The organism is Rhizobium sp. SRDI969, assembly GCF_025152725.1.
In the GTDB taxonomy this organism is placed as follows: Bacteria; Pseudomonadota; Alphaproteobacteria; order Rhizobiales; family Rhizobiaceae; genus Rhizobium; species Rhizobium leguminosarum_I.
Window position 1 is genome coordinate 1 of the sequence record NZ_CP104039.1, and the last position, 13,351, is coordinate 13,351.

A 13,351-nucleotide genomic window follows, 5' to 3' on the forward strand; every position below is an offset into this window, starting at 1 on the left:
ATGCCGACCAAGGCCGCGATTGTTGAGAAAGCCAAGAGAGCGAGTCGAGTTTCGATCGACGAGACGATCGCGCAGGACTCGACGATGCTCAGCAGTCAATTGCAGGTGTTGTTCGAGCGGTTGTTTTCGCCCGATGCCCGCAAATCGCTGCGGCGGTTCAGCAGCACAGAGACTGCCAAGCTGCTCGGCGTTACCGACAGCTATGTTCGCCACCTCGCCGCCCAAGTGGAAAACATCAATCCGGAAAAGACGGCGGCCGGTCGACGGGTGTTCTCGCTTGAGGAAATCCATGCAATGCGCCACCATCTCGGGCGCACCAAACCTTCCTATCTGCCCATGCGCAGGCCGGGGGACCATCTCCAGGTGATCGCCGTCACCAATTTCAAGGGCGGTTCCGGCAAGACGACGACATCAATTCACCTCGCGCAGTTCCTGGCTCTTCGCGGCTACCGCGTGCTCGCCGTCGACCTCGATCCGCAGGCGTCGATGTCGGCGATGCTCGGGTACCAGCCCGAATTCGATGTCGGCGAAAACGAGACGCTTTACGGTGCCATCAAATATGACGAAACGCGCCGCGACGTAGCCGACATCGTCCGCCAGACCTATTTTCCGGGGCTCGATCTCATCCCCGGCAATCTCGAACTGCACGAGTTCGAGCACGATACTCCAAAGGCGCTCGCCGACACCAATCGCGACGACAAGGACATGTTCTTCATGCGGGTCGGCAATGCGCTGCATTCGCTGGAGCAGAGCTATGACGTCGTCATCATCGATTGCCCGCCGACCCTCGGCTTCCTGACGCTGTCTGCTCTCTGCGCTGCCACCTCCGTCCTCATCACCGTCCATCCGCAGATGCTCGACGTCGCGTCGATGAACCAGTTCCTGACGATGACTTCCGACCTTCTGGCCGTGGTGAAGCAGGCAGGCGGCAATCTCGATTATGATTGGATGCGCTATCTGATCACCCGCTATGAGTCCAATGATGGACCGCAGGCGCAGATCGTCGCCTTCCTGCGCAGTCTGTTCGGCGAGCGCGTGCTGACCTCGATGATGGTCAAGTCCACAGCGGTCTCGGACGCGGGCCTGTCCAAGCAGACAATCTACGAGGCGGGACGCGAGACGATGCATCGCCAAACCTATGACCGCGGGGTGGAATCCGTCGACAGCGTCAATGCCGAGGTCGAGCAACTCATTCGCAGCGCATGGAGCAGGACATGAGCCCAAAAGGACGCGACATCCTGAAGAGCATGGTCGGTGCGGTCGAGCCGACACGGCCGGAGGTGCCGAGCGTTCAACAGCCGCATCGGCCATCGGGAGCAGTCAAGGCGATGAACCTGTCGCTCGGACGGCTGGGAGAGGAAGCAGCGGCCGCCAAGGCGCTGCGCGAATCGCTGGCCTCCGGCGACAAGGTGCTGGAGATCGATCCGGCTGCCGTCGAAATGTCCTTCATCCGCGACCGTATCCCGGTCGACAAGGATGCCGAGTTCGAGCGATTGAAGCAGTCCATCCAGGAAAGCGGACAGCAGGTTCCGATCCTGGTGCGGCCGGACCCGGGAAGGGCCGGGCGCTACCAGGCCGCCTATGGCCACAGGCGCCTGCGGGCCGCCGCAGAGATCGGGCTTCCTGTTAAGGCCGTCGTGCGAAAGCTCACAGATGAAGAGCTGATCCTTGCACAGGGTCAGGAAAATGGCCCCCGTGTCGACTTAAGTTTTATCGAACGGGCATTGTTTGCTCGTCGCATGGATGAACATGGCTTCAGCCGCGACATGATTGCCAAGGCGCTGGCGACGGACAAGCCGGAAACGTCAAGGCTCCTGCAGGTGGCACAGACGATCGACCCCGAGATCATTCTCGCCATCGGCCCGACCCCCAAGGTCGGTCGTCCACGCTGGTTGGCGTTTGCCGAGAAATTCAGAGAGACGGGCGGACAGAAGAAGGCGCGGGCTGCAATCAGTGCCGCCGGTTTTGACGCGTTGGAGACCAACAGCCGCTTCGATGTCATCTGGAAGGCACTGGAGGAGAAGAGCGCACCGCAGCGGGCCGAGCAGACGCTCCGGACCCAAGGCGGCGCGCCGCTTGCTTTGGTAGCCCGTTCCGGCAAAACCTTTCGCATCACCGCCAGATCGGCGGCGTTTTCGGAATTCCTGGCTCAGCGGTTGGTAGGCCTCGCCGCCGAGTTCGAAGAGGAAAATGAGGGAAAATGAGGCAGTTAGACCGGTTGTCAGCTGACAATCCGAATAGGAGATAACGCGCAAAAGAAAAAAGCCCCCGAACGTCACCGTCACGGAAGCTTTCCTCGTAGTCTTGAACACCTCCGAGAATCGCACTTCCGAGAATCGCTGTCAAGAGTATTTGGCGCCGTTTTGGTGAGTGGATTTCTTTTGCCTCGTTGAGGTGGAAGATATGGAAACCGGGAATGTGACGACGCCTTTCGGGCGGCGGTCGATGACGCTTGGCATGCTTGCAAATCAAGTCATGGCCGGGGAGATCAAGCCGGATCAGTCGGTCGATAAGTGGAAATTGTTTCGCGCGCTATGCGAAGCAAAGCCGCTGCTCGGCATCGGCGATCGAGCGCTTGCCGTGCTCAACGCTCTTTTGAGCTTTTATCCGAAGAATGAGCTGGCCCAGGGAAACGGTTTGATCGTCTTCCCGTCGAATATCCAGCTTTCGCTCAGAACGCATGGCATGGCCGAACAGACTGTGCGGCGTCATCTCGCCGCGCTCGTCGAGGCAGGTCTTCTGCTGCGCAAGGATAGTCCCAATGGCAAGCGTTATGTCCGCAGAGACAGGACAGGGGAGGTCAACGAGGCTTTCGGTTTCTCGCTTGCGCCGCTGCTTGCCCGTGCCGAGGAGATCGAACGGCTTGCGGCCGAGGTGATGGCTGAGCGGCTGCATGTCCAGCGTCTGCGTGAACGCATCACTCTTTGCCGCCGTGACATTGCAAAACTGATCGAAGCGGCAGTTGAAGAAGACATCCCTGGGGATTGGCAAAGCCTATACCGCGAATTCCGGGACCTGATCGAAGGCCTGCCGCGATCGCCGACAACAGCGCAGCTTGAACTGATGCTGGGTGAATTGACGGGCCTGCGCACAGACGTTCTTAACCAGCTGGAAATTCGAGTTAAATCAACAAAACAACGCGGCAATGCCGATTATATCGAGCGTCACATACAGAATTCAAATCCCGACTCCATCTCTGAACTTGAACCACGCTTCGAAACGAAGCAGGGCGCGACAGCTGAGCAAGACAACGACCGAGGGGCCGTGACGCCAAAGAAGGGTGGGGGTGGGGGTAAGACTGCCCATCCGCACGGTCAGAAGAAGGAGGAAGAGCAAAGTCGACGGGCGGGCGTCCGCAATGATGGTGGCGGACTGAAATCCTTCCCACTCGGCCTGGTTCTGCAGGCCTGCCCGGAAATCCTTACCTATGGGCCGGCTGGCGTAATCCGCAACTGGCGTGATCTGATGGCCGCGGCCGTCATCGTTCGATCGATGCTGGGCGTCAGTCCGTCGGCCTACGAAGAGGCGGCCAATGTGATGGGTCCGGAAAACGCCGCGACCGTGATGGCATGCATCCTGGAGCGCGGCGGCCACATCAATTCGGCCGGTGGCTATCTTCGTGGCCTGACGCGGCGAACCGAAAAGGGCGAATTCGCGATCGGGCCGATGCTGATGGCGCTTCTGCGGGCAAATGTGCCGGCCGGGCGGAAAGTTGGATAGGTCTTCGGCTCCGTGCGGCGGGCGCCCGTAGCTCGCGGCTTTGAGCGGCCGGGTAGCGATGTCGATCTTAATCTTAAAACGCCATCGGAATGGCAGGCGCTCGCAGGCGACCGGATGATCGGAGCGATCATGAAAGAGGAGAGGAGGGGCCTTGATCCTAAAACGCTACTCGTCTGACGTTTGAAGATACGGAATCCGCACCCCGCATCGATCGCCTACCGTACCATTCATGCGTTCGCACCCCATCGCTAAATGACGACTCGATCTTGCGAAGCTCGCTCCCGCTCATGGTAGCCGTCCAAGGGGCGGGCGTCTTCGTAGTGATCGGGTTAGGAGGCCTCCTGGAAATGTTGGCGGAACCGGGCCGACGTTGAGGTAAGTTGTGACGAGACGACGGAGAATCTCGCTCTACCGCGCCCGGCGAGAAACACGTGCCAAGCCGCGTCTTTGGCAACCTGACGTTGTGAAGGCGTGATCGATGCCATCCTTTTGTGCAGTCGTCAAAGACGGGGCCAGGTCTGCGACTCACAGACGACCTTAAGGACGCAGCCCTTCATCTTCAGCGCGTCGCCGGAGACCGTCAGGGAGCCGTCGTAAGTCTTTTTCGCATCTGGATCGGTGATCTTGCCCTCGTAGCTTCCGTCCTTGCCATTGAAGTTCCCGATCTGCTCGCCGGCATGCTTGCCGGATTTCAACGTGATGCAGTAGCCACTGCCACAGGGAGCGATCGCGGCGGTATCGCCAAGTTCGGTCTTCCAGTTCCCGACGATCGGGTCTTGTGCATAGGCGATGGCTGCGGAGGCTGCGAGTGCGGCGGCAGCGAAAATTATGCGGTTCATGATGTGCTCCTCGGTTGAATTGGCCCGGAGTCTACGGCTTTGCGCCATGCGAGGCTCGTAGCTTCTGGTATGCTCTGTCCGATTGGGACCTGCACTTTTGCGGAACTACTGATCGTAAGAAAAGAACGCCCAAAGCCAATCCGGAGAGGCATTGCCGGTTCGTCTCGAATACCACGACGTTCCTTTACGATGAGGGACGTTCACTTCGGGGAAGAGGAACGTCAGCGCCACGCGGCAGCCGAGCCCTTGAGGTCCGTCCGTTCACGGGGGCATCCGCCCGATACCGGATCCCGGCCACGCGGCTGATTGGCTGCTGCAGATTGAAAGTCATTATTGCCGTCCGCAGTTCGGCGTCGGTCGTCCTTCCTCGCAGTGTTTGACTGCTGGCTGCGCCCCATTCGTGCCCGCCAGGTTGTTGACGTGGCTCGCATAGTTGTCTCGCGTATCCTGATCGAGCGCGGCAACGGGCGCGGCTAGAACCAGACCAGCGACGTTGCCCGCGGCGGTCGCCGCTCCGGTGGTCGCAACCAAGATCTGATCGCCAAGTCCGACGTGACTGTCGGTCAGCGTCTGCCCCTCCGAAATGCGCTGGCCAATGAGCTGCACGATTTGTGGCGATTCCGCGAACTTGCCGTGGTTCATGCTGTCGCCCGATTTGATCTTGGTAAGGTCGATCACCATGATCTTATTGTCCTCGAGCTCCTTCTTATACGGGGCCTGCTCCGGGTCGATGGCGCCGAGCCGGGAGACGTCGCCCCAGACCCGGCGCGAAAACGCCAGCGCCTTGTCGTCACGGGAGACAAACAGCGTGAACTGTGGGTGCTGCTTTCCCATATCGGCAATCTGCTGCCGGAACACGTCCACGTCGACGTCGGGAGCCGCCAGCATGACGTTCTTGAATTTCTCCGGCAGCCGGCCGTTGCGGATAGCCATCTGGCGCAAGGATTCCAGAGCCAGCCAATTGCCCATCGAATGCGCGAGGATCGAGACTTCCTTCACCTCGGGATCCTTTGCCAGATACTGGAAAAGCGTCTCGAGGGCGTTGCGGGTGTAGTTGGTGCTTTCGCGGTCATAGCCGTAGGCGAGCAGGCTGCCGCGCGACGGCCATGTCACCAGGACGGGCGCGCTATGGACGCCGGAGTCGTGAACGATCTGTGCGAAGCGGTAGACCGCATCCTCGAACCGGTTGTTGAAACCGTGAATGAACACGAGAACGCTGCCGTCAGGAGTTTTCCTGACGGTCGCGCTCAGCCACTTCTTGGCTTCGTCGACGTTAAGATCGTCGGCCTTCACGGTGGCGAAGTCCGTCGCCGGATTGGACGGCAATCTCTTCGGCCAGGCGACCTGTCCTTCCTTGCGAACCTTGCTGGGCGGAATCGAGATCGTCATGTCGGCGAAGGCCGGGGCCAGCGCACGTTCTCCGTTGAACATCTCGCCCGGAACGGTCGACCGGGTGCGGGTCGTCGCGATCAGCATGTCGACCTTCGGCGACTGCGGTGACGTGTCGGCCACGGGTGTCAGCACGTCCTTTGGATGGCCGCCGCATCCGGGTAGTGCCATGATCATTGAACATACAAGAAACCAACGAAGCCAGCTCGTTTGAGCCGATACCGGCGCTACGCCACTTTGACTGCTCACAGATCACCCTCATCAAAAAAATGTCTACAGACAGCCCCTCGATCGCCTCGTCCTAACAGTAGTAGACGCCGACCGCGCAGCGCCTGACGGTGCGCCGTGCCACTCCGGCGACGCTGACCGGCGTCAGCGGTCGGCCGATCCGGGCTTCGGCCGGGGTTACGATGCCGTCTGGCACGGGAATTGAAAATTTCTCAGCGACCTCAAGCCCGGAAATGCCAACGACCGCGGCAATGAGGAGCACTCTCACGCGTCTGAACAGGGTCATTGCTTCGCTCCTTTTGCGAGGTGATCGGGAAGTTCGTCAGTGTCCTTGAGCTTCGACAGATCGATCTTCTTGGCGTCCGTCGTATTTTTGAACGTGTAGTCCGCTGCCAGGACGTCGGCGCCCGTCTTCCAGTCGCTGATCTGGATGCTGTACTGCGGCCCCTGGTCGACCTGGTTCGCGGTGATCACGTAGCGGCAGGGATAGGGATGGTCGCCCTGAGCGATCCAGATCTGCCAGTCCACCTCCTTGGTGCGAAAGGCCAGATGATCGCATTCGACGCCGCCGATGACCCCACTGCCGAGATCCTTCACGTCGGTCACGCCGTCCATCAACGTGCCGTAGACGTCGGGCATTAGGAGGTCTGCACCGGGAACGGGGCGATGCAGTTTGTCCCGCATTTCGTCCACGAGGTGATCGATCGTGCCGGGCACCTCGGCTTGCGCATAGAGATTGGCGTCCTTGCCGAACATGGTCGCCGTCTTGCCATCGAATGTCATCTCGACATTGGCAAACCCGCCATGCCGGGTGACGCGGAGCTTGTCGGGTCGGCCCATCTCCATCTTGCCGGAGCTTGCAAGCAGGATCTTCTGATGGTCGGCGGTTACGACCTCGAGATTGGTGTCGTAGTCGAATGAGATCGTCTTCTGGGAGGCGAGATAGTCCGACATCGCCTTCACCAGCTTCTTGGCATCGGTTTCATCGGCACGGGTTGCCGACAAGGATCCGGACACAAACATGGCGAGCGCCCCCGCCGCGAGTACGGTCGCGAACTGCTGAGATCTTCCTGATGGTCTGGTCATCGATGCATGCCCTCCCGAGCGGATCGTTGCAATCCGGCGAACTCTACAGTCGGGCGACGGCAAACGCCCGTAACATCTGGTAGCATCTGTGCCGAAACGGCTCGGTGCGCTGCCCTCCCGCGGCGCTATCGTGGGACTAGCACAGCCGATCCTTGAGGCCGCCACAGCATCGACGCCTCCACCTCGTCGGACGCGGGAAGGCCAGCCTTTCTTATATCCGCGATCAGTCTTGCCCTGTCAGCGGGTCGGAAGTTTCTTGCCTTGAGTTCGGCCACCACGTTGGGAATGAAATCCGGCCGCATCGCCTCGAAACTGGAAGCCTCGCGGCGCGCGTCGTCCATCATCCCCGCATTCACGTAAATGACCGCGGCGACGGCATGGAAGAGCGGAAACTTCTGCAGATTCGCCTGCTTGATCTCGATGACCGCAGTCTCGTCGTCATGCAGCATATAGGCGGCGAGTGCGCGGGTGCCATGGTAATAGCCGCCGCCGCCTGGGTTGAGGGCAAGAGCGCGGTCGAGCAGTTCGGCACCCCGTTGCCATTCCCCACTCATCGCGACACGCGTACCAAACTCTCCAAGCAGTTCGGTATCGTTTGGATTGGTTGCCAATGCCTGTTCGCCGACGTGGAGGGCTTCGGAAACCTCCTGATGGAAGAACAACGCCGTCATCAGCGCCTGATGGGCGCGCGTGTTGTCCGGATCCAGTTGCACGGCGCGACGAGCCGCCTGCAGGCTGCGATCAATCGGAGCCGACCCGTTGGTGCTCGGATTGAACCGGAACCGGTCCTCGTCGAGATAGATGATGGAAAGCATCGCCCATGCGGTGGCAAAGGATGGATAGCGGGCGACGGCTCTTTCGAGGCACTGCCGCACGTCCAAGTGCCGTGTGGCACTCAATTCCGCACGGTATCCATAGAAGCTCAGCGTGCAGGCGTAGGCGCCAAGATCGTCAGGGGGCGGATTGGAGACGTCAGCCTGAGCCATGATGCCGTAGGGCTGGGCCACTGCGCTCGCCACCTTGTTTGCGACATCAGACTGAATGCCGAACAGATCGCCACTCTTGATGTCGTCGTCGTAGGTCTGCGACCACAGGATTTCGTCATTTTCGGTATCAAGCAGGCGCGCCGTCACGCGAATGCGGTCACCCGAAACACGAACGCCGCCCGCAAGGAGGAAGCGAGCGCCCAGCTCGCCACGCACCTGGGACGCCTCGACGCCGGATGGCAAGGACTTCGATGTCTCACGACCAAAAACCCTGATCTCCTTGAAGCGAGGAAGGGCGGTCAGAAGCTCCTCGGTCAGCCCCGCCGTATAAAGGGCAGCCTGCGGCCCGTCTCCGAGATTGGCGAACGGGGCGACGACGAGCGTCGGGCCTTCCTCGATGGATCCCTGCGATGTAGAGTCCAACCTTATGGGTAGCAAGTAGGCAGAAACGGCCAGCGCCACCATGACTACGCCGAGCATGATGCCAGCTCCAAGACCGAATGGCATCAATTTCTGAAATCGTTGACGCAGTGTCGCAAGCCGGTCGTCAGAAGACGCCGGGACCTCTTCATTCCAGACGAAAGATGGCGCGTAACCGCCTTTGGGGATGTCGATCCTGATCGGATCATTTTGTCCGGCGACCAAATAGTAGCGCTCCAGCGTGCGACGCAGCCGACCAGCCTCTATACGGACTACGGGATCGTCCTGCTTGAACCCTTCGCGCCGCTTGAATACTTCGATGGCAATCGAGTAGCCCTTGATGCGCTCGGCGCGGCCCGCAAGCGCCTCTTCCGTGACATAGGTGAGGAAGGCGGCGCTTCGGCCCACCTTCGGAAACTCATGACTGCAAAGGATACGTTCGAGTTGCGCGCGAATCTCGTCCTGGTTCGGTGGAGCACGAGACAAACACGGCGCTGCATCGCGCGCCGGTGGCGATTGATTCTGCATGGCCTTCTCCTCACCCGCTCTTGAGGCCGCGTATGCACGAAGTGGCTTTATTTTCCCAACGGACTGTAACCTACACTAGAAATTGAATGGCGTCCACAGAGGTAAGACCGTTGGGTTGTAGTCACTCCACGTCGGAACCGAACTATCCAGATTGTGTAGTACTGCCCCGATCACCGCACCATGTGTCCGCGCCGCCCGGCGCCGTACTGGTATGTTACAGTTACATACTTGCGCTTTTACAGTGCCCGGCGACGATCGCGGCCGCAGGCAACTCTGGTTGGATGGGGCGGAAGTGCTGCCGAAGGGGATTCGACAACTCATCGAACAATAGGAGTACGACAAATGTTGACGAAGCGAGATCTACTTCGCTCCGCCGCGGCGATCGCCGCCGGCGCCGCGATTGCAAGGCCAAGCCGGCTGATGGCGCAAAGCTATCCCGGCATCATCGAGGCCAAGAACATCGCTGAGGAAGGCTTCATCTACGGTCTGCCGCTGGTGATGAATTATGCAGTCATGAACGAGTTCGCCGTCGATCCGAAGTCCAGCCAGTTCAAGGCGCCGTTCAATAAGATCGACAACCTCAACCACGTGGCAACCTACGAAGATACGGCGGTCATCACGCCGAACAGCGACACGCCGTACTCCATTCTGTGGCTGGATCTGCGCGCCGAGCCGATGGTGATCTCCGTGTCGGCGGTGGAGAAGGAGCGTTATTATTCGGTGCAGTTGATTGACGGCAACACCTATAACTTTGGCTATATCGGCAGCCGCGCCACGGGCAACGTTCCGGGTTCCTATCTGGTTGTCGGACCCGACTGGAAAGGCGAGAAACCGGCCGGCATCAGCCAAGTCTTTTCCTCGACCACCCCATTCGTGTTCGCCAATTTTCGGACTCAGCTTATCAACGTCGAAGATATGCCGAACGTGGAAAAGGTGCAGGCTGGCTACAAGGCGCAGCCGCTTTCCGCTTTCCTGAAGCAACCCGCCCCGGCGACCGCGCCGAAGATCGATTTCCTGCCGGCCACCACTGCCGGAATCAAGGACAACTTCTTCCAATATCTCGACGCGGCACTGCAATACGTCCCCGAGACGCCAAGGGATAAGGAAATCCGCGCGAAACTGGCGAAGATTGGCATCGGTCCAAGCAAGACCTTCGAGTTGAAGGATCTATCGCTCGAACATAAGGCCGAAATGCTGATAGGCATGAAGCAAGGCGACGATAAAATCAACAAATGGCTCGCCAGCGGAAACAAACCCATCAACGGCTGGAACGTCAGCTCGCTTCTTGGCGACGAAGCCTTCTACAACGGCGATTGGTTGCTGCGAGCCGGAGCTGCAAAGGCAGGCCTCTATGGCAACGATGCAGCAGAGGCCATGTATCCTTTCACCAGAACGGATGCGACCGGGGAGCCGCTCGACGGCAGCAAGCACAACTACACTCTCACCTTTCCGGCCGGGCAGCTCCCGCCGGTGAACTCCTTCTGGTCGGTGACGATGTATGACGGCAAAAGCCAGCTCCTGATCAAGAACCCGATCAATCGCTACCTCATCAACTCTCCGATGTTGCCGGGCATGAAGAAGAACGAGGACGGCTCGCTCACCCTCTATATCCAGAAAGACAGCCCCGGAGCGGACAAGGAAGCCAACTGGCTTCCGGCCCCGGACGGCACGATCTATCTGGTGATGCGCCTGTACTGGCCGAAGACCGAAGCGCCTTCGATACTGCCGGCCGGCGAAGGGACGTGGCAGCCGCCCGGTATCAATGTGGCGTAATATTAGTACAGACCATGAATTATCTCGACCGGCCTGGTGTCGGATGTCGATAGGGAAAAACAATGATACGCATGACGCGACTGATTTGCGCCACCGCCGCGATGGTGTTGATGGGCCTGGGCACCGCTTCCGCCGATACGGCCGCACGGTCCTACAAGATGACGACGCCTATCGCACCGGGCGTCGCCGTGCCGGACAAGATCGAGTCGTCGATCGGGACGCTGAAGCTCCATTACGGCTACCCATCGGAAGATACGGTCGACAAAATCTACGACAACCTGGACCGTTCGCGTGCGTTGCAGGCTTATCTGCTGGCAATCCCGATCGTCAATCAGGCCGGCATGCGCGACTCGCTGCGCAAGTTCGGACCAGACAACCAGACCAACGTGATCTGGGAAAGTCTGATGGATTCGAAGACCGTCGCGCTGACTGGCAACGACAACACGATCTACAACTTCATGTGGGTCGACACGAGCAAGGGACCGGTGGTGGCCGAGATTCCGCCCAAGGTACTCGGGACGGTCGACGACTTCTGGTACAAGTGGGTGGGCGACATCGGCATCACCGGGGCCGACAAGGGCGAGGGCGGCAAGTACCTCCTGTTGCCGCCTGGATTCAAGGGCGACATACCAGCCGGGTACCACGTTTTGCGGCCGAGCACCTTTGGCAGCTACTTCGTCTTTCGCGCTTTCCTTGTAGACGGCTCCACCCAACCCGCGGTCGATTCGGTCAAGAAGAACCTGCGGATCTATCCCCTGGCCGATGCCGCCAACCCGCCGCCGATGAAATTCGTCAATGCCTCTGGAATTCCTTCGAACTTTGTCTCACCGGGTGACTACTCGTTCTGGACCCTGTTGAACCAGGTCATCCAGGAAGAGCCGGCGGGCGGTTCCGATCCCACCACCTTGGGCCTGTTCGCCTCGATCGGCATCGAAAAGGGCAAACCCTTCTCACCCGACGAGCGGATGAAGAAGATCCTCGCCGACGCCGCCAACATCGGGGCCGTGACGGCACGGACGATCGCCTTCAAGATTCGCCCGAAGGATGCGTATTTTTATCCGGATAGTGCGTGGCGCCTGCCGTTTTTGGGCGGCTACAAGTTCGAGACAGCGCCCGGTGTCAGCAACTTGGACGATGCCGTCTTCTTTTACTACTTTGCCATTGCGGTGACTCCGGCGATGGAGGAAAAAATGGTGGGCCAGGGCTCGCAGTATCCCTGGTCGGTGCAGGATGCGAGGGGCAATCCCTTCGATGGCGGCAAGAACTATAAGCTACGCCTGCCTCCCAACATCCCGGTCAAGGATTTCTGGTCGGTCATCGTCTACGACAACCAGACCCGCTCGATGGTCCAAACCGACCAGCAAGCCCCGAGCGTCAGCAGCCAGAGCAAAGGCGTCAATGTCAATGCGGATGGCTCGACGGATGTCTACTTCGGACCCAAAGCGCCGGCGGGGATGGAGAACAACTGGGTGGAGACGATTCCGGGCAAGGGCTGGTTCATGCTCCTTCGCCTCTACGGGCCGTTGGAGCCGTGGTTCAACAAGACCTGGAAGCCGGGCGAGATCGAACTGGTGCAATAGGGGAAACAGTCGAATCGAGCGGATGGTTCTCCATCCGCTCGATCTTCAGAAAATAGGCATAATCCAGATTCGGATCCATAACGGTCAGTCGAGCATCACGGCCGACCCGGCCTTGAATGGTCGCCCTGCGCGTTTGGACTGCTGCATGGACTGGGCTTCGCGGGTGCGCTTTCGGCGCTGGCACTTCCGGCTGGAGACATTCCACTCGCCCTGCTGTTCTTCAATGTCGGCGTCGAGGTCGGCCAGTTGATGTTCATTACCGTGGCAATCGGCCTGATCGCAGTTGTGAGGTTGGCGAGATATCCGGCTTGGCTTGGTCGTCATGCCTTCACGACGGCGACCTACGCGATCGGAGCGGTGGCGGCCTTCTGGTTCGTGGAGCGCGCAGCGGCGTTCTAGCAGGTGTGTCGGCCGCGGGGCCGTTGGTTACGGTAACATACGCTCCGATACGAGAGATTTGTATCATCATGTCCTGAGATCGCCTGCAGTCAGACGATCCACGTGAATGGATGAAACCGGATGGCAAACGGTGTTGGTTTCGTAAAGAGCTGCTTCAAGGACCGCGCTGATGCGATCGAGGAGTTCGCTTTGCGCAGCGAGGGGTTTCGCGACCTTTGCGACGACTTCGAGATCGCGAACAACGAGGAGGTGAGATGGCAACAGTCAACCGCTCCAGAGCGCGACGAGCGCCTCGCCGAATATAGGGAGCTAATCGACAGCATGCGGACCGAGATCGAGCAGTCCCTCGATAGAGCCGCAGTCGTCCCATTCAAACCGCGACGACGATAACCGCCACCAAGCA

General features: G+C 59.7%; 11 protein-coding genes and 1 pseudogene. 7 read left to right on the plus strand and 5 right to left on the minus strand.

Annotated features, from left to right (window positions below; genetic code table 11):
• From repA to repC, 3 genes are all read left to right on the plus strand, one after another.
• Complete coding sequence (gene repA, locus N2A41_RS31680) at positions 1-1,218, plus strand: plasmid partitioning protein RepA (protein ID WP_260112087.1); 1,218 nt, start codon at positions 1-3, stop codon at positions 1,216-1,218.
• The gene (repB, locus tag N2A41_RS31685; RefSeq protein WP_260112088.1) at positions 1,215-2,204 is read left to right on the plus strand and encodes a plasmid partitioning protein RepB; all 990 of its coding nucleotides are present in this window, start codon (positions 1,215-1,217) and stop codon (positions 2,202-2,204) included. The genes repA and repB overlap by 4 nt, the downstream gene beginning before the upstream one ends.
• Positions 2,205-2,403: 199 nt before the next feature.
• Positions 2,404-3,720, plus strand: coding sequence for a plasmid replication protein RepC (gene repC, locus N2A41_RS31690; RefSeq protein ID WP_260112089.1), 1,317 nt, complete (start codon positions 2,404-2,406; stop codon positions 3,718-3,720).
• Positions 3,721-4,220: 500 nt separating this feature from the next.
• Here repC and N2A41_RS31695 read toward each other — a convergent pair whose 3' ends face one another.
• The 5 genes from N2A41_RS31695 to N2A41_RS31715 form a co-directional block, all read right to left on the minus strand.
• Positions 4,221-4,559: a DUF2147 domain-containing protein gene (locus N2A41_RS31695; protein ID WP_017968843.1), complete on the minus strand. Its 339-nt coding sequence runs from the start codon at positions 4,557-4,559 to the stop codon at positions 4,221-4,223.
• A gap of 330 nt (positions 4,560-4,889) precedes the next feature.
• Positions 4,890-6,119 (minus strand): alpha/beta hydrolase, encoded by a 1,230-nt coding sequence (locus N2A41_RS31700; protein WP_170281418.1) that lies wholly within the window; start codon positions 6,117-6,119, stop codon positions 4,890-4,892.
• 130 nt (positions 6,120-6,249) lie between these two features.
• A complete protein-coding gene (locus tag N2A41_RS31705) occupies positions 6,250-6,462 on the minus strand; it encodes a hypothetical protein (RefSeq protein WP_064245806.1) in 213 nt (70 codons plus the stop codon).
• Complete coding sequence (locus N2A41_RS31710) at positions 6,459-7,262, minus strand: DUF2092 domain-containing protein (RefSeq protein ID WP_409995344.1); 804 nt, start codon at positions 7,260-7,262, stop codon at positions 6,459-6,461. The genes N2A41_RS31705 and N2A41_RS31710 overlap by 4 nt, the downstream gene beginning before the upstream one ends.
• Positions 7,263-7,387: 125 nt before the next feature.
• Entirely contained in the window at positions 7,388-9,196 is a 1,809-nt protein-coding gene (locus N2A41_RS31715) for an adenylate cyclase (protein WP_222384947.1), read from the minus strand.
• Positions 9,197-9,538: 342 nt separating this feature from the next.
• Here N2A41_RS31715 and N2A41_RS31720 point away from each other — a divergent pair, with 342 nt between their 5' ends.
• The 4 genes and pseudogenes from N2A41_RS31720 (at position 9,539) to N2A41_RS31735 (ending at position 13,338) form a co-directional block, all read left to right on the plus strand.
• The gene (locus tag N2A41_RS31720) at positions 9,539-10,969 is read left to right on the plus strand and encodes a DUF1254 domain-containing protein (protein WP_222385026.1); all 1,431 of its coding nucleotides are present in this window, start codon (positions 9,539-9,541) and stop codon (positions 10,967-10,969) included.
• Between the two features lie 62 nt (positions 10,970-11,031).
• The gene (locus N2A41_RS31725; protein WP_260112090.1) at positions 11,032-12,549 is read left to right on the plus strand and encodes a DUF1254 domain-containing protein; all 1,518 of its coding nucleotides are present in this window, start codon (positions 11,032-11,034) and stop codon (positions 12,547-12,549) included.
• A 67-nt stretch (positions 12,550-12,616) separates the two neighbouring features.
• Positions 12,617-12,948 (plus strand): annotated as a pseudogene (locus tag N2A41_RS31730) (HupE/UreJ family protein); the annotation flags it as partial.
• 120 nt (positions 12,949-13,068) lie between these two features.
• The gene (locus N2A41_RS31735; protein WP_064245797.1) at positions 13,069-13,338 is read left to right on the plus strand and encodes a hypothetical protein; all 270 of its coding nucleotides are present in this window, start codon (positions 13,069-13,071) and stop codon (positions 13,336-13,338) included.
• Positions 13,339-13,351: the final 13 nt, after the last annotated feature.